The 22,310-nt window shown below is 61.8% G+C and carries 17 protein-coding genes; 12 read left to right on the plus strand and 5 right to left on the minus strand.

The annotated features are described in order from the left end of the window. Positions 1 to 12 precede the first annotated feature (12 nt). A complete protein-coding gene (locus tag BD293_RS19785; protein ID WP_211841094.1) occupies positions 13 to 1,392 on the minus strand; it encodes a type IIL restriction-modification enzyme MmeI in 1,380 nt (459 codons plus the stop codon). A 137-nt stretch (positions 1,393 to 1,529) separates the two neighbouring features. Here BD293_RS19785 and BD293_RS23215 point away from each other — a divergent pair, with 137 nt between their 5' ends. Continuing rightward, a complete protein-coding gene (locus tag BD293_RS23215; protein WP_281286715.1) occupies positions 1,530 to 2,423 on the plus strand; it encodes a DUF1186 domain-containing protein in 894 nt (297 codons plus the stop codon). A gap of 91 nt (positions 2,424 to 2,514) precedes the next feature. On the opposite strand, the gene BD293_RS19795 is transcribed toward BD293_RS23215, so the two are convergent. From BD293_RS19795 to mobC, 3 genes are read right to left on the minus strand one after another with little or no spacing between them, the layout of a single operon-like run. Beyond that, a complete protein-coding gene (locus BD293_RS19795) occupies positions 2,515 to 4,581 on the minus strand; it encodes a type IV secretory system conjugative DNA transfer family protein (RefSeq protein WP_142085278.1) in 2,067 nt (688 codons plus the stop codon). Beyond that, the gene (locus BD293_RS19800; protein WP_170207246.1) at positions 4,574 to 7,516 is read right to left on the minus strand and encodes an LPD7 domain-containing protein; all 2,943 of its coding nucleotides are present in this window, start codon (positions 7,514 to 7,516) and stop codon (positions 4,574 to 4,576) included. Before BD293_RS19800 ends, BD293_RS19795 begins: the two co-directional genes overlap by 8 nt. Then, the gene (gene mobC / locus BD293_RS19805) at positions 7,506 to 8,138 is read right to left on the minus strand and encodes a plasmid mobilization relaxosome protein MobC (protein ID WP_211841095.1); all 633 of its coding nucleotides are present in this window, start codon (positions 8,136 to 8,138) and stop codon (positions 7,506 to 7,508) included. Before mobC ends, BD293_RS19800 begins: the two co-directional genes overlap by 11 nt. 342 nt (positions 8,139 to 8,480) lie before the next feature. On the opposite strand from mobC, the gene BD293_RS19810 reads away from it, so the two are divergent. After that, positions 8,481 to 9,260, plus strand: coding sequence for an AAA family ATPase (locus BD293_RS19810; RefSeq protein WP_142085282.1), 780 nt, complete (start codon positions 8,481 to 8,483; stop codon positions 9,258 to 9,260). Between the two features lie 145 nt (positions 9,261 to 9,405). After that, a complete protein-coding gene (locus BD293_RS19815) occupies positions 9,406 to 9,873 on the plus strand; it encodes a hypothetical protein (RefSeq protein WP_142085283.1) in 468 nt (155 codons plus the stop codon). Positions 9,874 to 10,479: 606 nt separating this feature from the next. Here the strand turns inward: BD293_RS19815 and BD293_RS19820 are convergent. Then, a complete protein-coding gene (locus BD293_RS19820; RefSeq protein WP_142085285.1) occupies positions 10,480 to 11,256 on the minus strand; it encodes a DeoR/GlpR family DNA-binding transcription regulator in 777 nt (258 codons plus the stop codon). Positions 11,257 to 11,515: 259 nt separating this feature from the next. On the opposite strand from BD293_RS19820, the gene glpD reads away from it, so the two are divergent. The 9 genes from glpD (at position 11,516) to pyk (ending at position 22,307) form a co-directional block, all read left to right on the plus strand. Continuing rightward, positions 11,516 to 13,123 carry a glycerol-3-phosphate dehydrogenase gene (glpD, locus tag BD293_RS19825; protein WP_142085287.1) on the plus strand — a complete coding sequence of 536 codons (1,608 nt, stop codon included), beginning with the start codon at positions 11,516 to 11,518 and terminating at the stop codon, positions 13,121 to 13,123. Between the two features lie 25 nt (positions 13,124 to 13,148). Beyond that, positions 13,149 to 14,237 (plus strand): ABC transporter ATP-binding protein, encoded by a 1,089-nt coding sequence (locus tag BD293_RS19830; protein WP_142085289.1) that lies wholly within the window; start codon positions 13,149 to 13,151, stop codon positions 14,235 to 14,237. A gap of 9 nt (positions 14,238 to 14,246) precedes the next feature. Continuing rightward, a complete protein-coding gene (locus BD293_RS19835; RefSeq protein ID WP_142085291.1) occupies positions 14,247 to 15,353 on the plus strand; it encodes an ABC transporter ATP-binding protein in 1,107 nt (368 codons plus the stop codon). Then, a complete protein-coding gene (locus BD293_RS19840; RefSeq protein ID WP_142085293.1) occupies positions 15,353 to 16,225 on the plus strand; it encodes a carbohydrate ABC transporter permease in 873 nt (290 codons plus the stop codon). Before BD293_RS19835 ends, BD293_RS19840 begins: the two co-directional genes overlap by 1 nt. A 1-nt stretch (position 16,226) precedes the next feature. Continuing rightward, positions 16,227 to 17,081, plus strand: a complete 855-nt coding sequence (locus tag BD293_RS19845) for a carbohydrate ABC transporter permease (protein WP_142085295.1) — start codon at positions 16,227 to 16,229, stop codon at positions 17,079 to 17,081. A 19-nt stretch (positions 17,082 to 17,100) separates the two neighbouring features. Then, positions 17,101 to 17,373, plus strand: coding sequence for a DUF2160 domain-containing protein (locus tag BD293_RS19850; RefSeq protein ID WP_142085337.1), 273 nt, complete (start codon positions 17,101 to 17,103; stop codon positions 17,371 to 17,373). A 105-nt stretch (positions 17,374 to 17,478) separates the two neighbouring features. Continuing rightward, the gene (locus BD293_RS19855) at positions 17,479 to 19,191 is read left to right on the plus strand and encodes an ABC transporter substrate-binding protein (protein WP_142085297.1); all 1,713 of its coding nucleotides are present in this window, start codon (positions 17,479 to 17,481) and stop codon (positions 19,189 to 19,191) included. Positions 19,192 to 19,317: 126 nt separating this feature from the next. After that, entirely contained in the window at positions 19,318 to 20,805 is a 1,488-nt protein-coding gene (gene glpK, locus BD293_RS19860; protein WP_142085299.1) for a glycerol kinase GlpK, read from the plus strand. 68 nt (positions 20,806 to 20,873) lie between these two features. After that, positions 20,874 to 22,307, plus strand: coding sequence for a pyruvate kinase (gene pyk / locus BD293_RS19865; protein ID WP_170207247.1), 1,434 nt, complete (start codon positions 20,874 to 20,876; stop codon positions 22,305 to 22,307). The last annotated feature ends 3 nt before the right edge of the window (positions 22,308 to 22,310 follow it).

Consider the following 22,310-nt stretch of genomic DNA (forward strand, 5'->3'; position numbering starts at 1 on the left):
AAACACGCTGCCTCACGGCAACGCGTCACAGGTGGCCGGATACCCCGGAACAGGTGGCCGGATGTTGTCGGAATGGGTGGCCGGATCCGCCGGAATACGCACCAGTTCGGCGGCGTAGGGGTTCAATTCGATGCCCTTCACGGCCTCTGGCCCGACACGCGGCATTTCGCGTTGCAGGCCAAGGGCTTCAGCTTCGAGGTTCACGCGGTGTTCAGTATCCTTGAGCGCGAGCAGCGCAAGATAGAGGAAGTTGCCCGATCCGCAGGCCGGGTCCAGAACGCGAAACCCCGCCAGCCGGTCGAGGAAGCCCGAGAAGATCGCGCGCGCCTCTGCCTCTGCCTTGGTCGCTGTCGCCTTCGCCTTGGCCTTGCGGGCGCGGTCGAGTGCGGCCTCGATCTTGCCCTTCGCCTCGGCCCATTCCGCCATAAGCGGGTCCACGATCACCGGCCCGACGATCTGCATGATCTTGTCGCGGTCGGTGTAATGCGCGCCAAGCTGGCTGCGCTTGTCGGGGTCAAGCCCGCGCTCGAACAGGGTGCCGAGGATGGAGGGGTCGATTTCGGACCAGTCCAGCATCGAGGCGCGGATCAGGTCGTCCAAATCCTGCCAATCCAGCGGCAGGGCGGCGTCACTGTCGAACAGGCCGCCGTTGAACCATTCGACCTGCTCAAACCCGACCATGCCGCCCGACTGCATCGCGGCGAACAGGCTGCTGGCGAGCGCGGCGAAGCCTTCGGGCTTCTGCCGACCGGCCTTGATCATCCGCGCAAACATCTTGTCGGGCAGAAGGCCCACATCCTCGGCGAACATGCAAAAGATCAGCCGATTGACGAAATGGGCGACCTCCTCGGCATCATGGCCGCGCAGGCGTAGGCGCAGCGCGAGGTTCGCGAAATGCGCGGCGGCGTCCTCGGTCAGGCTCTGGCGGGTCTTGCTCGGGCGGAGCTTCTCCGGGTCGGTGAAGGCCGCGCGCAGCAGATCGCGCTTCGATCCATCGGCCAGATCATCAAGCGAGAGGTCATAGACGCGCTGGACCGTGTTCGTCCAGTTGGTGTGAATGCGGATGCGGTCGGTGTCCGACGTGATCAGGAGCGGCGGGTTTTCGAGCGCGATGGCATATTGCAGAAGCTGCGCGAAGGCCCGGTCGAGGTCTTTCTTCGGCCCCTTGTACTCCCATGCGAAATGGCCCTTGCGCCAGACATCGGCCCAGCCTTCGCCGCCGCTCGTCTTGGATGCGCCTTTCTCGAAGGTGAACCATTCGCCCTTAGGATCGGCGGTGACAGGATCATCGATGCCCAGCAGGCGGCACAGGTCGTTGAAATGCGACTGGCTCGCACTGCGTTCTTTAAGTTCAACGTGCCGCCATTTGGCGATGAATTCTTGGGGGGTCATTTTTGCCTGCTACAAATCAATGCCTTGAATAGACCATCCCTGCGCGCCAAAAGCAAACTATTGGAACGAGGCGGTTTTGGGTGGGCCAGCGCGCGACGCGGCACGCACACTGGCGCACGGATATGAAGAGGCCTGCAATGACACCAGACGACATAATGCGCATATTCGCCCGTCGCGGCCCCTTGCCGATCAAGGCGATCGAGGCCGCACGCGAACAGCGCGAGGCGATGGTGCCGCTGTTTCTGGAACATATCAACGTTCTGCAAAAGGCGCGGGTCGAAGACCTTTCAGAAGATGACCCCTTCGTGTTCATCTACCATCTTCTGGCGGAATGGCGCGAAACCAGTGCCTACCGCCCGATGGCCAAGCTCTTTCAGCGCGAACCGGATCATCTGGACGCGCTGCTGGGCGACGCCATCACCGAAACCTCGGACCGCGTCATGTTCGGGCTTTTCGACGGAGATCTGGAGCCGATCTTCGAGATCATCCGCAACCGAAGAGCCGACAGTTTTCTGCGGGGCGAGATGTTCGACGCCATCACGTTGATCGCGCTAAGCGAGCCCGGATTGCGTCCGCAGGTCAGAGACTTTCTGACGGAATTTCATGACGACGCGGACGCAAAAACCGAGGAAGAAATCTGGTGGGCTTGGGCGCAAACCGTTGGCGTGCTCGGCTTCGAAGATATGGTCTGCAAGGTGCGCGCTGTCTTTGAACGTGGTTGGATCACGCCTGACCACACTGCCTATGCCGATTTCGAGCATGTCATGCAGGTCAACCGTACCGCCGATAGTGCCAGCGGTTTTGCTGCCGAGTACCACAACCGCCCAATCACTGACACCGTGGCAGAACTCAAGGGCTGGTACTGTTTTTCACCAGAATATCTGGCGAGCAAGTCACGGGTACAGCCGCTCGCCCTCACGAACCCGGAACTCTTTGGCACCCAGCCCGTTCAAGCCAACACAAAGATTGGCCGGAATGATCCCTGTCCCTGCGGCAGCGGGAAAAAATACAAGAAGTGCTGCGCGGCCTGACAGAGGTCGGCCTGACGACCCGGATAGCCAGGACGATGTCGTCTGACAGGAAATATGCTAACTGGAACGCGGCTTTGATCTCATGCGCCCATCACGCAGCCTTGCCCTGCTTCCGGATCAACTCGATTTCCTGTGTGATGCTCTCGATCGCTGCACAGTTTTCTGCTGTGGGGGCGATGAGCTGCGCTTTGGCCATGACAGACGTACTCATGCGCCCCCGCCGAGACATCGGAAGCGTCAGGGGTTGCTTCGCGCTGTTCGTGGACTGACCTGGCAGAGGCAAGCGCCGGGGTGCTTTTGCCGCGTCGAAATCAGATATGTCGAGCAGACCGGTCATGAGCGACACGCTCGCGCGCGACAACTTGCGGAGTACCGGTGGGGCGACTTCCCCGGCTGATGCGGCCACACTGCCCGCCCCCACCCGCTGCGCGGCAATCATGCCTTCGGTCCGCAGCTGCACGATGGCTGCCACGCGATCATCGATCTCAGCCGCGTCCTGCGCGTTCAGTTTGCCCCCGAGCGGCAAGGGGTAGTCGCCCGTCTGCCCTTCAAACATATGCCGCAGCTTCGCGTCCTCATAGTATTTGATCCGCTTGGCGCGGGCCGGGTGCTGGCCGTCGATCACGAGGATGATGTCATCAAGATCGAGCCGCGCGGCCTCGTCTTCGGTAAGCAATGGCCGTTCTTCGGTGCGTTCACTGACATTGGTGTCGAACATGCCCCGCCCCATGGCGCGCGATTTCGACACCACGCGCTTGGTGGTCATGCCCACGCCTTCGCTGACCTCGGTGACGGTGCGCTTCTCGGAGGGGGTCATGTAGAGCTTGACGCCGGCGCCCCCCTGCAGCGAGAGGCGGGTGTTTTCTCCATAGATCTCGTCGAGGGCGGGAATGGTCTGGGTGATGATCGCCAGATGGCCGCCGTAAGACCGCAGGGTCTTGATGCTCTCGGCCACGATCGGCATCTTGCCCAGCCGGTCGAATTCATCAAGCATGATCATCACGGGCCAGGGCTCGTCCTCGCCCGGCTCGTGGTCCTGCAAGCTCGCGATCAGGTCGGAGAAGAAGAGCCGGATCAGCGGCGCCAAGGGCCGGATATTGTCGGGCGAGACCACCAGATAGACTGTCTGCGGCTTGCGCCGGAAGCTCGAGAAATCGAAATCCGACACGGATGTCGCGCGGTCAATGGTCGGGTTGTCCCAGGCACTCAGCCCGGAGGTCATCAAAAGCGACAGGTACGAGGTCAGCGTGCGGTCATTGGTCGAGGCCATGCGCTCAAAAATCAGCCGCGCAGAAGGGCTGCGCACTTCCTCCGCGTAGCCTGCATATTGCTTGTTCTTGTCACCCCCCGAAGAGGCCAGGCGGTAGATTTCGCCAATGGTGGGCAGGTTGCGTTCCATCGCGAGGATCCCGCAGGCGACAAAGAGATCGATGCCGCCTTCGAGCAAGCCTTTGGCATTCTCGCCATCGGCTTGCAGGAACAGATTGGCGGTCTTGCGCAGCTCCATCTGGCGTTGGTCGGGATTGGGGAGCGCCGCGATGCGCTGCAGCGGGTTATAGCGATGCGTGGGGCGGTCCCAATCAACCGGGGCAAAGCGCCAGACCTTGTCACCACGCGCGCGGCGCTTGCGCGAGGTCTTGTCAAAGTTCTCGCCCTTCACATCGAGCACCACGGCCGATCCGACAAAGCACAAAAGGTTCGGGATCACAAAGCCCGTGCCCTTACCGCGCCCTGTGGGGGCGACGACCAGACAATGCGGGAAGGTGGTCGAGCAGAGGAACTTCGCGCTGGATTTGGGCTTGCCCATCTTGCCCAGCAGAAACCCGCGCCCGGGCTTCTCAAAAAAGCCGTTGCGCTTCAATTCGGGCTTGGTTTGCCAATGGGTCTCGCCAAAGCGTGTCAGACCCTCATGGACCACAAATGAGCCCAGCAGCAGCGTGCCAAGCGTGGCAAACAGAAAGATCAGCCAGACCACCTGCCAGACATCGGGATGGTGGAACCGGATCGCTTGCCAGTTCTGCACCAGGAGACCCCAATCGAGGGTGGCGGCACTGCCGGTGAGTTTGAGCGCCAGATAGCCTGTAGCCAGAATATAGGCGAGCGAAAGCCCGAGAGCGGCAAAGAGGCCGAGGCCTGCCAGTACGCGTGTCTTAATCATGGCCTACTCCTCGGTCTTGCGCCGCATTGGCCGCGCGTTCATCGAACCAGTCTTCGGTCACTTGTTTGAGCGCAGGCTGCGAGTTCCCCTCGGCCTTGAGATATTCGCGGGCAACAGACAGCTGGTCTTCACGCGACCCCACCCCCTCAAGCCCCGAGATATCGCCCTGCTTCAGGCGCGCGATCTCGTCAGGGGTCAGACGCTCCTCCACCGCTTCGCGATAGGCCTCGGCGCGCGCGGCATCGGTTGGTGCGGGCAGTCTGGCCAGATCGGATTTCGCGGCGATCAGCACGCCGGCGGCGGCGGCAGTCGCAGCGATGGTGCCAGTGCCAGCGGTAGTGCCCGTCGTGGTTCCAGTCGCGGTTCCTGTGCCGCGCTGGATATCCTGCACCTCCCAGGCGCGCCGACTGCCCTGTTTCTCGACCAGCTCATTCGTCACGGGGTCACGCGTCTTGATGGTGACCGGCTCGGAGCGGGTCGAGGACAGGGTGACGGTATCGCCCGTCTTCACCCCCTGATCCGTGAGCGCCTTGGCAACCCCGACGCCCCAGACGTCATGGCTGCGGCCACTCGGGAGCTGCAAACGCACATAGGGAGACTCGGCCGCACCGGGGCGGTCCAGATAGGGGCGTGTGCCTTGCGCGAGGATGGTCCCGCGCACGCCCTGGCTGTAATCAATCCTGTCGCCCGACGTGGTGGGGGCGGAACTGCCCGCAGGATCGCGGGAAAGGTCACGCGTTGCGTCGCGCCCCCGGTCGGCCGTCGCAGGGACAGGCCCGTCGGTGCGCTGCAAGCTGCGCGGGCGCTCCATGTCACTGCGCCGCGCGGACTCCTCAAGATCGCGCGCATTGGGCGTGTAGCCTTCGACCTTGATGCCCTTGGCTGCCCCCTCGATCCACATCTCGCGCCGAAAATCCTCTGGGCCAGTCACTTTCATGGAGCCCCAGCCACGATGGGCGGCGAGATTGACCATATCAAGCGCTGTCGCCTTGTCGGCCGCCTTCGTGCTCAGCGTATCGCCCGTATCGACAATGGCGGCGCGGGCATCATCGTAATGGCGGTAGAATTCCTGCACGTCGCCCTGCTTGGTCACGACAAAGCGGTCGTAATAGCTTGCAGGCGTATCCAGCGGATCGAGGTCGCGGCGCGCGGGCGCGATGCTGTCCGCCTTTGCCTCACCCGCCAGATCACCTGCAGCCGCCTGAGCTGCCGTCGGCATAGGCTGATCTGTTGCCTCCCCGCCTGCGCGCTCTGGCGGCTGCGCTTGCGGTGAGACCTCGGCAGGCGCGACAGGTGCGGTGCGCGCCACCCCCAGCACCTCGGCCTTGGCCTCAGCGCGCGCCTGATCCTCGATGTCAAAGGACCGCGACGAGACCCCCGCCCTGTCAAAGCCCGCGCGCCTCATATCCGCGATGGCATCCTGAATATTGCGGGACGTCTTCTCCTCAATGGCCTCGCGCTGCGCAGGTGTCAGATCGAGCCCGACATCCTCGCCGATGCGGTCATGCACACGGTCCACCTCTTCCAGCGCGCGGTCCAGGTCCCCCTGCTTTGAGAGATCGAACCCGTGATGCGCCGCCACGCTGCGCAGATCATCCAGCAGCCATTGTTGCTCCAGCGCGGAATTCGGCGCGCCCTCGCGCAGCCGGGCCATGATCGCGTCACCGCTGATCCCGCTTCCCTCCGCCGCCCCCCGGATACGCCCTTCGCCCACGCGCGCGACATGTTCCATGGCGATGGCCGCGTTCTGCTTCGCATAAATGCCTTCTTCGCTGGGCGCGCCAGCCAACTCCTGATCGCGCGCCTCCGCAGGCAGCAGGGCGTCCAGCTTTGAAAGTGCGTCGCTGAGGCGCGCTTCTTCTCGTGGGCGCTCACCCGGCGCGGCTGCCGCAATCCGGTCCTCGGCCTCAGCCACGACCGTATCGAGGCGTTGCAGGGCCTGAGTGAACCGCTCTTGTTGGTACATCGGGATGGCTCCGTAATTTTGGGATTGAAGGCTGCGCCCGGCACCAAGGTCGGCGGCCGCGCGCTGAAGGTTTTGCGCGAGATCAGAGAGGCGCGTGTAAGACGCGATCTCGCCACGGGTGAAACGGGAATGATCGATGGCCTCGATCCCGCGCGCATGGGCTGCCAAGGCCGAATAGCTCTCTGCATGGCGCGCGATCTGGCCGCGGGCATAGTCCAGATCAGCCCCCATGCGCGGGCGATCAGCCGTCCGGCCCCGACGATACTCGGCATCTGTGGGCGCGCGGTGGAGGATACCGCGCTGCAACCGGCTTGTGGCCTCCAGTGCGACACCATGCGCCTGACCCAGTTCGACCAGGGCGTCCTTGTAGGTCTCGTAGCTGTGCTCCGTGCCCTGGCGCAGTGTAAACAGCCGGCCATCCTCGCCGCGCCGATTGACGACGATATGCGCATGTGGATGCGCGCGGTCGCTATGCGTGGCAGCGATATAGTCGAACTGCCCCTCAAAGAACCGTTCGCAAAAGCGCGCGGTGATCGCCTGCACATCGCGACTGTCGGTGTCCTGGGGGAAGGACAGGATCAGATGCGCGGTCTGGCCCGCAGAGGTCATCCCCGCCCAGCCCGCGCTCCAGCGCAGGGCCGCCTCGCGCGCCTCATCCCCGGAAAGCGGCCCGCGCTGCTCATAGGTGCCCATGGAGTCAAACACCCGGTCTGCCTTGCCGGTCAGGTATTCCAGCTGATTGCCCAGCTGGCGGCTGTCATGACACCCGCCCCCGCGCACCAGCTTGACCACCACCGCCCGGTTCCCCGCAGCCGCCCGCGCCATATGCTGATAGCTGCGGGTCCCACCCCCGCGGCGGCCAAAGGACTTTGGCGCAGGCTCATCGCCCCGCCCGCCCGGGCCCCGCGTCCAGCCCTCGTCGAACAGCGTGCCCATGGCCGCAGTGACAGCATCTGGCCTAGCCGACATGTGCTGCCTCCGGGGTCGCATCGCCAACCATCGCATCGCCCACAATCGCACGGAAAGCCGCATCGCGCCCGCGCGCCTTGGCCCCGATCAGCACGGCCAGATGATCACGCGACTGGGTGACGGCAGCATGTGTTGCGCGCAGCACCTCGACCTCGCGACGGCCAAGCTTGCGCGCCTCTGGCAGGAGCCGCGGGTCATTCAACCTCCGCGCAATCTGGTTGAGGTTTGATCCGATCACCGACAATTCGCGGCGCAGCGCGCGGATGCCCTCGGCCAGCTCCGCATCGGCTCCGAGATACCCGGCAGGATGGCGAATGAAGGCACGCAGCACCGTCGATCTTTGATCACCCCCGAGCCGCGCGATCAGCGCATCAAAGGCCCGGATATCCGCAACCGGCACCCGCGCGGTCACAGTCGCCGTCTCGGACCGGGCCTGCGCACGCGCCATCTGCACCCCGCGCGCGATGTTGCGGATGGTCTGCACCGACACGCCATAGCGCGCAGCCAGCACCTTGGTCGCGGTCCCCTGCCCCCGCGCCAGCGCAATCGCCTGGCGCTGCGCAGGCGTCAGGCGGGGCTTGCCCACCGCCTTGTCACTCGCGTTTGTGTTGTGTGTAGTCAATATCCATTTCCTGCCAAACACTCACATCATTCTTCCCTTTGACTAGGCGCCGCACAACGCGGCGTCAATCGGAATGCGTCGCAGGCGCTCATTATTATCGTTTGTTATCATGTGTTTGTGTGTGGGTGCGTGGGCGGGTGCGTGCTGGCGCGGGTGTGTGGCAGGGTGGGTGTTTGCGTGCGTGCGTGTGTGCAGATGTGCGTGTGTGCAGCCGTGCGGATATGCGTGGGTGCGTGCTTGTCAATCTACCGATGCGTGTGCTACCTGCGCCGCGTTGAAGCAAATGCAGCGTCCGAGTGGCGGGCTCTGTGAACCGTATTTCAAGCGAGTGAGATCTCTCAAGTGAGCACTAAAACCCCGATCCTGATCGCCGCCATGAACCGCAAGGGCGGGATCGGCAAAACCACATTGGTGCGCGCCCTCACCTCCGCCATCGTGCATGCGGGAAAGAGCGTCCTGCTGATCGATACCGACCCCAACCGCGCGCTCATCTCATGGCAGCTGCGCGCGCAGGAGGCAGGTTTCGGATCGCCGCTGATGTCGTGCAAGGAAACGCTGGACATGGATGTTCTCAACACCATGCTCGATGAGGCCTTTGACGCGGGGGCGGTGGATTTCATCATCATCGACACACAAGGTGGTGGTGGGGTCTGGGCCGATACCATTGCCGCACAAGTTCATATCATCGTGGCCCCCGTGATCCTCGCGCGCACCGATGTCGAAGACAGTCTCAAATCCTTTGCCTGGTATCAGCGTCTGGCCGACCGCGTCGATCAGCCGGAGCTATTGCCGAAATACTGTTCGGTCATCACCAAGTTCGATTCCAAGACCCGCAGCGGGGAATCGAAGCTGCGCCAGACCGAACAGCAGCATCTGCTGACCGTGGCGCAAAAGCTCAAGCCCCTGTCTTACGCCCTGCGGCTGCGTCCGGCCTATCAGGATATGGATGAGACCGGCCTTCTCGGCGAGATCGCGCGCCGGATGCGCGAGGAAGCCAATGTGCTCAAGCGTGGGCAGGCCGTACGCTTTGAAGAGGCCCTGCAAGAGGCCACCTATGTGCTGAACGAATTGCTGGCCGAGGGCAGTGGGGTGTCCTTCGACCCTGAGGCCGCGCATGCCTGATCGCAGCCGCCCCATGCTCACAGTCAGAGGTGTCGATCCCGAGATGGGCAAGGCCATCAAGCCAGTGACGGCCCCAGAAACTGTCCGAGAGCCTGCCCCACAAACTGGCGGTGCGACCTCAACAGAGAAGACCCGGGAAGAGAGAATGATCACGCCTGTGGCCGCCGATCTCCTCGACAGGACCGCCAAGCGCAAGACCACGGCCCTGCGGCAGGTGGTCCAGACCGCCGCCGCCGCACCCACTCTTGCCCCTTGCGATGACGTGGTCACGATCTGGCTCGCGCTGCATCCGCTGCAGCGTCATGCCGAGCGCCTCAGCTCCTTGCGCGCGCAAGGCATGGAGATCACGATCCTGTTCCGGCTGGCCTGGCTGCAGTTCAGCGACACCCTGACCCTAACACCCCAGTATCAAAAGCCCGAGCCCTGCATCTGGTGGCGCGCGCATGTGCATCGCAAGCGCGTGAAACTGTCCGCATCGCTTCTGGCCGACATATCCCGCAACGCGCGGGATTTCGGGGCGCTGAAACCAACCGAGCTCGTCGCAGGCCAGATCCAGCGCCAATGGATCGCAGCATTGGATGAGGTCATCGCGCGCGTGGATGCAGAGGTCTGATGCGTTCTGTGAACTTGCGTGGCACGGGACGCCGTCACGAACCGCACATCTGCCGTCACATGTACTGCGCTCTCGTCTTGCAAGAGGGATGCGGCCCCGCAGGGCTGAGACCTGGGCGTGCATGCGACCATGCCCCGCGGGCCGAGGGGCTGGCTCAGGATGAGACAGCCAAAGCCGCGCCTTGGGGCAGGGAGAAGGTGCGCTCAGGGCTCAGGGCAACGCCGCAGCAGCCCGGCCCCGCTCGCGGGGCTTGCCCATGCTCAAGCCACCAAAACCGGACATTCGGCCAAGCTGAAATGCTGCAGGGGCAGTCGGCTGCAGGCAGCCTCATTGCGGACGGTCATGCGGGGTGCAGCATGTGTCGGGTGATCGACATGCAGGGCGGAAAGCGGCCTGTGGCCATGCGGCATTGCAGTTGCAGCATCTTGTGTAAGCGGCCCTTCCTGAGGTGACCTCCATTTCCGGCAAGCGCGGGCAACGCCACTGCGTCCGACGCAACCCGCCTGCGGCTGCGCTGCCCTGGAAAGAAAAGACCGTATCTTGCGTACGGCACGCGTCTATCGACCGTTGCCCCACAGACACGCGGGCATTTCACACCGCGCTTTGTCAAGGATCGCCGTCGGCAGTGGACACGGTCACCGATGTTCCCCACCCTCTGCAGGCGCTTGATACGCCGACCGAGAGCGGCGCGTCGGTGTAAAAACCGTCCATTTGCGCCAGTGAGCCGATTCTTGCGGGGGCACGGCGTACGAATTTGCTGTGATCGGCAACCAGAAACCTTCGGCGGGCCTGTTTCAGGATGGTCTGACTGACTCCGACTTCCTGAATGTCGAAATCCAGCATGTCGCCGTCTTCATCGAGTGCGGAACAGCTGATCACGGCAAGATCGAACTTGAACTGTTCAATGGTCTGCGTGGTCACTGTCCCGACCAACCCACCATCCGCGCGGCGCAACAGCCCGCCGACAACGATGATTTCACAATGCGGATTGTCGACAAGGATATTGGCCACATTAAGATTATTGGTCAGCACCACGATATCACGATGTCCCTGCAACGCGCGGGCGACGGCTTCAGTTGTGGTGCCGATATTCAGAAACAGGGAACTGCCATTCGGGATGTCGCGCGCCACAGCCTGCGCGATGGCGACCTTGCCGTCTTCATTCAGATCGCGCCGATCAGTATAGCCGATATTCGCCACGGTGGAGGGCATGATCGCACCGCCATGAACGCGCTGCAGCTTGCCTTGATCTGCCAGCTCAGACAGATCGCGGCGGATGGTCTGCAGGGTGACGTCGAAATGAGCAGCCAGCCCCTCGACGGTCACGCGCCCGTCGCGGCGGGCGATGATCAGGATGTCTTGCAGTCGTTCGACCTGGGCCATGGCTTTGCTCCGATACGGGTCATCGATTCGCGATCAATCTGCTTGCGCCTTGCCAGTTTCATGCGAAGAAATTTTCGTTTCAAGCAAAATCTGAGGGGGTGCGAAAAGAATGACGGAGACATAACAGAAACAAAACGCTTTGAAATCTTCGAAAAATAAATAACGAACAAGTTGGGGCTATTAGCGAAAAATACCTTGCACGGATCGCACGCATCACCGTACCGTGAGAGCGCAATGATGGTCGCGCTGGGGAGGGCGTATGACACGATCCGCAAGAACCAAGAGCGATCCCGCAGGGGTCGTCGATCTTCTGATCATCGGTGGCGGGATCAACGGCTGCGGCATTGCGCGCGATGCGGCGGGGCGTGGGCTGTCGGTCGTGCTGTGCGAAAAGGGCGATCTGGCGGGCGCGACCTCTTCGGCCTCGACCAAGCTGTTTCATGGCGGGTTGCGCTATCTCGAGTATTTCGAGTTCCGTCTGGTGCGCGAGGCGTTGATGGAGCGTGAAACGCTTCTGCGCGCGATGCCGCACATCTCTTGGCCGATGCGCTTTGTGCTGCCTTATCATAAGGATATGCGCTTTGAGAGCGACACGCCCACGTCCAAGCTGCTGTCGCTCTTCATGCCATGGATGCGCGGGCGGCGTCCGGCATGGTTGATCCGCCTGGGGCTGTTTCTGTATGACACTCTTGGCGGACGCAAGATTTTGGCGGGAACATCAACACTAAGCCTGAACGGCACCGCCGAGGCGGTCCCCCTGCAGGCGCGCTTCGCGAAAGCCTATGAATATTCCGATTGCTGGGTCGAGGATTCCCGGCTGGTCGTCCTGAATGCCCGCGATGCCGAAGCGCGCGGCGCGCAGATCCACACGCGTACCGAGGTCGTCTCCGCGAGTGCGGAAAACGGTATCTGGCAGGTCACGGTCAAAACCGAACACGAAACGAAAACGATCCGCGCAAGGATGCTGGTCAATGCAGCCGGCCCCTGGGTGGGGGATGTGATCCACGGCAAGCTGCGGCTGAACAGCCGCGAGAATGTGCGTCTCGTGCGTGGCAGCCATATCGTGACGCGCAAGCTTTATGGTCATGACAAATGCTATTTCTTTCAGGGCACGGACGGGCGGATCATCTTTGCCATTCCCTATGAACAGGATTTCACCCTGATCGGCACGACCGATGCCGAACATGATGACCCTTCGCGCGCGCCTGTCTGCACGGATGAGGAGCGGGATTATCTGTGCGGTTTCGCCAGTCAGTATTTCGAGCGTCCGGTGACGGCAGAGGATGTTGTCTGGACCTATTCCGGGGTGCGCCCGCTTTATGATGACGGGGCGAGTTCTGCCACGGCAGCGACGCGCGATTATACGCTGAAGGTCGATCGCAGCGCAGGTGCGCCGGTGTTGAACATTTTTGGTGGCAAGATCACCACCTATCGGCGCTTGGCCGAAGCCGCGCTTGACCAGATTGGCGCCGTTCTGCCACTTGCCAAGGGCAAATGGACGGCAGGTGTTGCGCTGCCCGGGGGCGATTTTGCCCATGATGGCGGGCCTGCGCTGGTGGCGGGTTTGCAGCGTGACTATCCGTTCCTGAGCGATTACTGGGCGCGGCGTCTGGTGCGCGCCTATGGCACAGAAGCGCGTTTGATTCTTGGCGATGCAAAGAACGCTGCCGATCTGGGTCAGGACTTTGGCGCAACACTGAGCGCGGCAGAGGTCAACTGGCTGATGACCCATGAATACGCGCGCAGCGCCGAGGATGTGTTGTGGCGGCGCAGCAAGCTGGGCTTGCGCCTGACGGGGGATCAGGTTGCAGTGCTGAATGACTGGATGAACCGGAATGTGGACGAGATCATGCGCGCTGCAGAATAAGCGGCACGAGAGGGAGGAGTAAAACATGTCGCTGGTATTGGAAGGCGTCTCGAAGCTGGTGGAGGGGCAGCATCATATCTACCCCACTGACCTGACGCTGGAGCGCGGCACCATGAACGTGCTGCTTGGGCCGACTTTGTCTGGCAAGACCACCTTGATGCGGATCATGGCGGGGCTGGATGTGCCTGCAACGGGTCGCGTACTGTGGGAAGGTCGCGATGTCACCGGTATGCGGGTGCAGGACCGCAAGGTCGCGATGGTCTATCAACAATTCATCAATTACCCGTCGATGACAGTCTATGACAATATCGCCTCACCGCTGCGCCTGATGGGGGTATCGAAGACCGAGATTGACCGACGTGTAAAGGAAGCCGCCGCGTTGATGCAGCTGACGCCCATGCTGCAGCGCAAGCCACTGGAATTGTCAGGTGGCCAGCAACAGCGCTGCGCGCTGGCGCGTGCGCTGGTCAAGAATGCGGGGCTTGTGCTGCTGGATGAACCGCTGGCCAATCTGGATTACAAGCTGCGCGAGGAATTGCGCGCGGAGATCCCGCGCATCTTCGAGGAGTCCGGCGCGATCTTCGTCTATGCCACGACCGAGCCGGAAGAGGCGCTTTTGCTGGGCGGCAATGTTGCGACCATGTGGCAGGGCGAGATCACGCAATTCGGGCCGACGCCCTCGGTCTACCGCCAGCCCAGAGACGCAACCACGGCGCGGGTGTTTTCAGACCCGCCAATGAATTTCACCCGCATCGTCAAGGCCGGCGACAGGATCAGCTTCGGCGAGGGCCAGACAGCAGTGGCGACGGGTGCAATGGCGGGTTTGCCGGACGGTACGTATAGTGCCGGGTTCCGCCCTGATCATCTGCACTTGTCCGCACAAGGTGGTGACGGGCTGCATTTCAAATGCACCCTGCGCGTGACCGAAATCACCGGTTCGGAAACCTTCGTGCATCTTGATCATACCGGGGATCGTTGGGTGGGGCTCATGCATGGTGTGCATCATCTGGAATTTGGCCAGCCTATCGAGGTCTGGCTGAATACGGCGCATGTCTATGTCTTTGCTGAAAACGGGCATCTGGTTGCCCCGGCCAGCTATGCGATAGCGGCGTGAGGGGGGCATATGGCACAGATCACACTTGATAACCTTGCGCATTCCTATCTGCCCAATCCGAAATCCGAGGATGATTTCGCGCTCAAGCAACTGGATCATGTCTGGGGCGATGGCGAAGCCTATGCGCTTCTGGGCGCGTCGGGCTGTGGCAAATCCACGCTTTTGAACATCATCTCTGGCCTGCTGGTGCCCTCGCGTGGACGTATCCTGTTTGGCGACCGCGATGTGACGCGCGAGGATACGGTCGCGCGCAATATCGCGCAGGTGTTCCAGTTCCCGGTGGTCTACGACACGATGACTGTGGGCGACAATCTGGCCTTTCCGCTGCGCAATCGCGGCATGGACCCGGCCTATATCGCCGCCCGCGTCCAGAAGATCGCGGCCATGATCGGGATGGAAGACAGCCTCAAGCGCAAGGCGCGCGGTCTGACGGCGGATGCGAAACAGAAGATCAGCCTTGGCCGTGGCATGGTGCGCGAGGATGTCAATGCGATCCTGTTCGACGAGCCGCTGACCGTGATTGACCCGCATATGAAATGGGAGCTGCGCACGCAGCTGAAAGCGCTGCACAATGAATTCGGTCACACCATGATCTATGTGACCCATGACCAGACCGAAGCGTTGACCTTTGCTGACAAGGTGGTGGTCATGCATGACGGGCGCGTGGTCCAGCTTGGCACACCGGAAGAGCTGTTTGATACGCCGGAACATACTTTCGTGGGCTATTTCATCGGCTCGCCCGGTATGAATCTGATCGAGGCCGAAGTGTCGGGCAATGTTGCGCATTGCGCGGGTCATGCCGTCCACCTTGGTGGAAATTACAAAGCGCTAAAGGGTCGCGTGCAGATCGGGATTCGGCCGGAATTTGTGACGCTGAGCAGCGGCGACGAGGGGCTGCCCGTCACGATCAAACGCATTGAGGATGTGGGCCGCCATCAGATCCTGCGCGCGGAATTCGCGGGCAAGCCGGTCAATGCGATCCTGCCCGAAGGCATGGCCATTCCTGCCGATGCGAACCGGCTGAAATTCCAGCCCGAGCGGATCAGCGTCTATGCCGATGACTGGCGCGTGACGCCGCTGCACGCTGTTGCCACCCCTGACAGAGAGGCCGTCTGATGGACAAGGTTCAAAATAACAAGGCGTGGTTTCTGGTCCTGCCGGTGCTGGTGCTGGTGGCCTTCTCGGCGGTGATCCCGCTGATGACAGTGGTGAATTATTCCGTGCAGGACACGTTCGGCAATAACGTGTTCTTCTGGGAGGGTCTGGGCTGGTTTCAGGAAGTCCTGACCTCGCCTCAGGTGCATTCGGCCTTTGGGCGGCAGTTGATGTTCTCTGGCATCATTCTGGCCATCCAGGTTCCGCTGGGTATCGCGATTGCGATCTGCATGCCCAAAAAGGGCTTCTGGGCCTCGGTCTGTCTGGTGCTGATGGCGCTGCCGCTGCTGATCCCGTGGAATGTGGTGGGCACGATCTGGCAGATTCTGGGCCGCGCGGATATCGGGCTGCTGGGCTATGTGCTGGATGCGCTGAATATCAATTTCAACTATTCGCGCAACCCGGTTCATGCCTGGATCATCGTGGTGACGATGGATGTCTGGCACTGGACTTCATTGGTGGCGCTGCTGGCCTATGCTGGCCTGCAATCCATCCCGCAGGCCTATTATCAGGCCGCCAAGATCGATCAGGCCAGCCGCTGGAAAGTGTTCCGCTATATCGAGCTGCCCAAGATGCAGGGCGTGCTGCTGATCGCGATCCTGCTGCGCTTCATGGACAGTTTCATGATCTATACCGAGCCTTTCGTCGTCACGGGCGGTGGCCCCGGCACAGCGACCAGCTTCCTGTCCATCGATCTGGTGAAAATGGCACTCGGACAGTTCGACCTTGGACCGGCGGCGGCGTTCTCGATCATGTATTTCCTTGTGATCCTGCTGGTGTCCTGGGTGTTCTACACTGTGATGACCAATCTTGATAAAGCGGAGGGCCGGTAACATGGCGTCCACAACCGACACTTACACGGCCCCCGCACGCAAATTGGCGTTGCCCAAGGTCCAGACCCGGCATGTGGTGATGGTGCTCTATCTCGCCTTCATGCTGATCCCGATCTACTGGCTGCTGAAAATGAGCCTGCAGACCAATCGCGAGATCATGGGCGGATTCACGCTCTGGCCGCAAAACCCGACGCTGGAAAACTACCTGACCATCCTGACAGATCGCAGCTGGTATATCGGCTATATCAATTCGATCACCTATGTGGTGATGAACACGGTCCTGTCGCTGGCCGTCGCGCTGCCTGCCGCCTATGCGTTTTCGCGCTACCGGTTTCTGGGTGACAAGCATCTGTTCTTCTGGTTGCTCACGAACCGGATGGCCCCGCCTGCTGTCTTTGCGCTGCCGTTCTTCCAGCTTTACTCATCCGTGGGGCTGTTTGACACGCATATCGCTGTCGCCTTGGCGCATACGCTGTTCAATGTCCCGCTGGCCGTGTGGATCCTTGAAGGGTTCATGCGCGGCGTGCCCAAGGAAATCGACGAGACCGCCTATATCGACGGCTATTCCTTCCCGAAATTCTTCGTGAAGATCTTCATGCCGCTGATCGCATCGGGCATCGGGGTCGCAGCCTTCTTCTGCTTCATGTTCTCATGGGTGGAACTGCTTCTGTCACGCACACTGACCGCCGTGAACGCGCAGCCCATCACGTCAATCATGACGCGCACAGTGGGGGCGTCGGGTATCGACTGGGGCGTGCTGGCGGCAGCCGGTATCCTGACCATCGTGCCCGGCGCGCTCGTGATCTACTTTGTCCGCAACTACATCGCCAAGGGCTTTGCCCTGGGCCGCGTGTAAGAGAGGAAAGACCATGGACCTGCAATGGATGGCATGGACACAGCCGACCGCGATCTTCTTCATCGTGATTGCCTGTCTGCTCGTGATCTTCACGTTTCTGGGGATCAAATACCCCGAAACTCCACGCCGCGGCATTCTGACGATCGAGACAACGCGCGGGGACCGTTTGTTCATCACGCTACTGGGGGCGGCCTTCATCAATGCGGGCTGGCTGGCATTAAGTGGTCTGCCGCAATGGTGGGCTTTGGGAATTTGCGCGCTTTATGCCGCAGCGGTGTTTCGCTGGGTGTGAGGGCGCGCAAGTGAGCGCGTGCCCGGACTGGAAGGGGTGAGGCCCTGCACAGGCCCGGAAACGCAGGACTGAAAACGACAGGTTCAATCCATGGGAGGATATAACATGAACCACTTACTGAGGACATCAACCGCGCTGGCAATGGCGCTCACAGTGATGGGAAGTCCGGCTTTTGCCGATATGGACGCCGCCCGCGCGTTTCTGGATGAACATATCGGCGATCTGTCCGTCCTGACCCGCGAAGAGCAGGAAGCCGAACTGCAATGGTTCATCGACGCAGCCGCCCCGCATGCAGGCATGAGCATCAATGTGGTGTCGGAAACCATCACCACCCATGAATGGGAAGCCCGCGTTCTGGCTCCGGCCTTCAGCGCGATCACGGGGATCAACGTGACCCATACGCTGATTTCCGAGGGCGATGTGGTCGAACGGCTGCAGACCCAGTTGCAGACCGGCGAAAATGTCTTTGACATGTATATCAACGATGCTGACCTGATCGGCACGCATTGGCGCTACCAGCAGACCCGCAACCTGACTGACTGGATGGAAGGCGAAGGCGCAGCTTTCACCAACCCGATGCTTGATCTCGATGATTTCATGGGCATCTCGATGGGTATGGGCCCGGATGGCAAGCTGTATCAGCTGCCGGTCCAGCAATTCGCGAACCTGTACTGGTTCCGCCACGACTGGTTCACTGATCCTGAAATCATGGCCGAGTTCGAGGCGGAATATGGCTATCCTCTGGGTGTGCCGGTCAATTGGGCCGCATACGAGGACATCGCCGCTTTCTTCACTGGTCGCGAAATCGATGGTGTGAAAGTCTATGGCCACATGGATTATGGCCGCCGCGACCCGTCGCTGGGCTGGCGTCATACGGATGCGTGGCTCTCAATGGCGGGCGCTTCTGACCTGGGCCTGCCCAATGGTGTGCCGGTGGACGAATGGGGCATCCGTGTCGATGAGGATTTCCGCCCGGTCGGCTCGTGCATGAACCGTGGCGGGGCGACCAACAGCCCGGCAGCGGTCTATTCGATCCAGAAATATGTCGACTGGCTGAACGATTACGCACCGGCCGCAGCGGCTGGCATGAACTTCTCCGAAGCTGGCCCCGTTCCCGCGCAGGGCAATATCGCCCAGCAGGTGTTCTGGTACACGGTGTTCACGGCTGACATGGTCGAAGAAGGTCTGGCCGTGGTCAATGAGGACGGCACGCCGAAATGGCGCATGGCCCCCTCGCCGCATGGGGCCTATTGGCAGGAAGGCATGAAGGTCGGCTATCAGGATGCAGGTTCGGTGACGCTTCTGGAATCGACCCCTGTGGACCGCGCGCAGGCAGCCTGGCTTTATGGTCAGTTCATTGCGTCGAAAACTGTCGATCTGGCCAAGTCGCATTACGGTCTGACCTTCGTGCGCGATTCCACCATCAACCATGAAAGCTTCACCGAGCGCGCACCGCGTCTGGGTGGTCTGGTTGAGTTCTACCGCTCGCCCGAGCGTGATCTGTGGACCGATACTGGCTTCAACGTGCCGGATTATCCGCGTCTGGCGCAGCTGTGGTGGCAGAATATCGGGGATGCATCCTCGGGCCTGCGCACTGCTCAGGAAGTGATGGATTCGCTTTGTGAGCAGCAGGAAGCTGTCATGGCCCGTCTGGAGCGCGCTGGCGTTCAGGGCGATGTTGGCCCCAAGCTGAATCCGATCATGGATGATGAATACTGGCTGTCGCAGCCCGGCGCACCCTGGCCTGCGCTGGAAGACGAGCGCGGCACTCCGATCACGATCGCTTATGAGGACCTGATCCGTCGTTGGACTGAGTAACCCTCCCTGTCGGGGCCGCGCGCTGGCGTGGCCCCGGCTGATTTGGGCGAGGCAGCGCTGCGCTGCCTCGCCCCTTTCCCGAAATTGCCGAGTTATCACCAATCCGGTCACGCAAAGGAGGCGTTGATGGGCCATATTCTTGCACTTGATCAGGGCACGACCTCGAGCCGGGGGATTGTCTTTGATGGGGCCATGACGATCCGGGCTGTCGCGCAGGAAGAATTCCCGCAGCACTATCCTGCCTCTGGCTGGGTCGAGCATGACCCCTCGGACCTATGGGCCACGACAGCGGCCACCGCCCGCGCAGCTATCGAAAAGGCGGGCCTGTCCGCGCGCGAGATTGCGGCCATCGGCATCACCAACCAGCGCGAAACCACCCTGGTCTGGGACCGCAAGACCGGCAAGCCCATCCATAACGCAATCGTCTGGCAGGACCGCCGCACTGCCGATTTCTGCGCCAAGCTGCGCGAAGATGGCCATGAGCCGATGATCACTGCCCGCACCGGGCTTCTGGCCGACCCGTATTTCTCGGCGACCAAACTGAAATATATCCTCGACACCGTGGACGGCGCACGCGACCGCGCCAAACGCGGTGAGCTGGCTTTCGGCACGGTCGATACATGGCTGATCTGGAACCTGACCGGAGGTCAGGTGCATGCGACCGACGCCACCAATGCCGCGCGCACCATGCTCTATGACATCCACAAGGGCCGCTGGAGCCAGACCATCTGCGATCTGTTCGACATCCCGCACGAGATGCTGCCCGAAGTGCGCGATTGTGCGGCTGATTTCGGCCATACCCGCGCCGATCTCTTCGGCCATGAGATCCCCATCCTCGGCGTCGCGGGCGATCAGCAGGCCGCGACCATCGGGCAGGCCTGTTTCACCCCCGGCATGATGAAATCGACCTATGGCACGGGCTGTTTTGCCGTGCTGAACACGGGCGAGATGCCTGTTGCCTCAAGCAACAAGCTGCTCACGACCATCGCCTATCAGCTGGACGGCAGACCGACCTATGCGCTGGAGGGGTCGATCTTTATCGCAGGCGCGGTGGTGCAATGGTTGCGCGACGGGCTGAAAGTGATCCGCGCGGCACCTGAAACGCAAGGCTTGGCCGATCAGGCCGATCCGGGCCAGGATCTGATCCTGGTGCCTGCGTTCGTCGGGCTCGGTGCGCCTTATTGGAACCCCGAGGCGCGCGGCGCGATTTTTGGCATGACGCGCAATTCCGGCCCTGCCGAATTCGCGCGCGCCGCGCTGGAATCGGTGGGCTATCAGACCCGCGACCTGTTGGAAGCGATGCAGGCCGACTGGGCGCGCGAAGGCGCGCAGCCGTCCTTGCGCGTCGATGGCGGCATGGCTGCGAATGACTACGCCATGCAGTTCCTGTCCGACATCATCGGTGCGCCGGTGGACCGCCCGCAAGTGCTGGAAACCACGGCACTGGGCGCGGCATGGCTGGCTGGCATGCGCGCAGGTGTGTGGCCCGGGATGGAGGATTTCGCCAAGGGCTGGGCCGTCGAGAAGCAATTCACCGCTGCGATGGGCAATGACCAGCGCGACGCCCGCTACGCCCGCTGGAAACGCGCGGTAAGTGCCGTTCTGGGCGTCTGACGCCTGCGCAGATTTCAACCTTGCCGGGTGCAGCCGCTGCTGTGCCTTTCCAAAACATGCGGAATGCCATGAAACGCCATATCAAGATCATCGCCACGCTTGGCCCAAGCTCGAACACGCGCGAGGTCATCCGTGATCTGGCGCTTGCGGGTGCGGATGTCTTTCGCCTGAACATGAGCCACGGCACACAGGCCGACAAGGCCGAGATCTACGCCCATATTCGCGACATCGAAGCGGAATTGCAGCGCCCGATCTGCATTCTGGCCGATCTGCAAGGCCCGAAACTGCGTTGCGGTGTATTTGCCAATCCCGAAGGCGAGATGTTGCAGGAAGGTCAGGCGTTCACGCTGGATCTGGATCCCAGGCCGGGGGATGCCAACCGTGTTTGCGTCCCGCATCCCGAGATCTTTGCAGCCCTGAAACCCGGCGCAGAACTGCTGATCAATGACGGCAATATTCGGCTGACAGTGCAGGACGCAACCCCGGATTTCGCGCGCAGCACAGTGCAGGTCGGCGGGCGGATTTCCAATCGCAAGGGCGTGAATGTGCCCAGCGTGACCTTGCCCCTTTCGGCGCTGACCGAGAAGGACCGCAGCGATCTGGAATTCGCCTGCACGCTGGGTGTGGACTGGATCGCATTGTCCTTTGTTCAGCGTCCCGAAGATATCGAGATGGCCCGTGCCCTGATCGGCAACCGCACCAAGATCATGGCCAAGATCGAGAAACCCGCGGCGCTGCAAAGCATCGACGCTATTCTGGAACGTGCCGACGGGATCATGGTCGCGCGCGGTGATCTGGGGGTGGAGCTGCCTGTGCAAAATGTTCCGCCGGTGCAGAAACGCGTGATCAAACTGGCGCGCGGGGCAGGCAAGCCTGTGGTTGTGGCCACCCAGATGATGGAAAGCATGATCACAGCCCCTGTACCGACCCGCGCCGAAGTCTCGGATGTGGCGACTGCGATCTATGAAGGGGCTGATGCGGTCATGTTGTCTGCGGAATCGGCGGCGGGTGACTATCCGGTCAAGGCCGTGCAGATCATGCATGATGTGGCCTGCGAGGTTGAAAGCGACCCAAGCTATCAGCACCTCATGAGCGCCACTCGACAGGATGGCGGCAAGAGTGATGCTGACTCGATCACCGCAGCTGCGCGCGAGATCGCGCTGAGCACCGATGTCGAAGCCATCGCCTGCTACACGCAATCGGGCACCACCGCCCTGCGCGCCGCGCGTGAACGCCCGCCAGTGCCCATCCTTGCCCTGACCCCGAACCAGACCACGGCCCGCCAGCTATCGCTTGTCTGGGGGCTGCGCTGCGAGGTTGTGCCCGCCGCCGACCGGTTCCGAACGGCTGTCAGACAGGCCCTGCAATGCGCCCTAGACGCTGGGCTGGACGATGCGGGTGCGCGGATCATCGTGACAGCAGGCACACCGCTGAACGCCTCTGGGACGACCAATATTCTGCGCATTGCCTCGGTTGACGAATTTCCAGAGCTTCAATCCTGAAAG

The sequence above is a fragment of the Roseinatronobacter monicus genome (genome assembly GCF_006716865.1).
GTDB classification, from domain to species: domain Bacteria; phylum Pseudomonadota; class Alphaproteobacteria; order Rhodobacterales; family Rhodobacteraceae; genus Roseinatronobacter; species Roseinatronobacter monicus.

Excerpts from the sequence above, each read along its gene's own strand:
- BD293_RS19845 (WP_142085295.1), top strand. The coding sequence starts at position 16,227 with ATGGCGTCCACAACCGACACTTACACGGCCCCCGCACGCAAATTGGCG.
- BD293_RS19795 (WP_142085278.1), bottom strand. The coding sequence starts at position 4,581 with ATGATTAAGACACGCGTACTGGCAGGCCTCGGCCTCTTTGCCGCTCTC.
- BD293_RS19835 (WP_142085291.1), top strand. The coding sequence starts at position 14,247 with ATGGCACAGATCACACTTGATAACCTTGCGCATTCCTATCTGCCCAAT.
- BD293_RS19785 (WP_211841094.1), bottom strand. The coding sequence starts at position 1,392 with ATGACCCCCCAAGAATTCATCGCCAAATGGCGGCACGTTGAACTTAAA.
- pyk (WP_170207247.1), top strand. The coding sequence starts at position 20,874 with ATGAAACGCCATATCAAGATCATCGCCACGCTTGGCCCAAGCTCGAAC.
- BD293_RS19830 (WP_142085289.1), top strand. The coding sequence starts at position 13,149 with ATGTCGCTGGTATTGGAAGGCGTCTCGAAGCTGGTGGAGGGGCAGCAT.
- BD293_RS19820 (WP_142085285.1), bottom strand. The coding sequence starts at position 11,256 with ATGGCCCAGGTCGAACGACTGCAAGACATCCTGATCATCGCCCGCCGC.
- glpK (WP_142085299.1), top strand. The coding sequence starts at position 19,318 with ATGGGCCATATTCTTGCACTTGATCAGGGCACGACCTCGAGCCGGGGG.
- BD293_RS23215 (WP_281286715.1), top strand. The coding sequence starts at position 1,530 with ATGACACCAGACGACATAATGCGCATATTCGCCCGTCGCGGCCCCTTG.
- BD293_RS19815 (WP_142085283.1), top strand. The coding sequence starts at position 9,406 with ATGATCACGCCTGTGGCCGCCGATCTCCTCGACAGGACCGCCAAGCGC.
- BD293_RS19840 (WP_142085293.1), top strand. The coding sequence starts at position 15,353 with ATGGACAAGGTTCAAAATAACAAGGCGTGGTTTCTGGTCCTGCCGGTG.
- glpD (WP_142085287.1), top strand. The coding sequence starts at position 11,516 with ATGACACGATCCGCAAGAACCAAGAGCGATCCCGCAGGGGTCGTCGAT.
- BD293_RS19855 (WP_142085297.1), top strand. The coding sequence starts at position 17,479 with ATGAACCACTTACTGAGGACATCAACCGCGCTGGCAATGGCGCTCACA.
- BD293_RS19800 (WP_170207246.1), bottom strand. The coding sequence starts at position 7,516 with ATGTCGGCTAGGCCAGATGCTGTCACTGCGGCCATGGGCACGCTGTTC.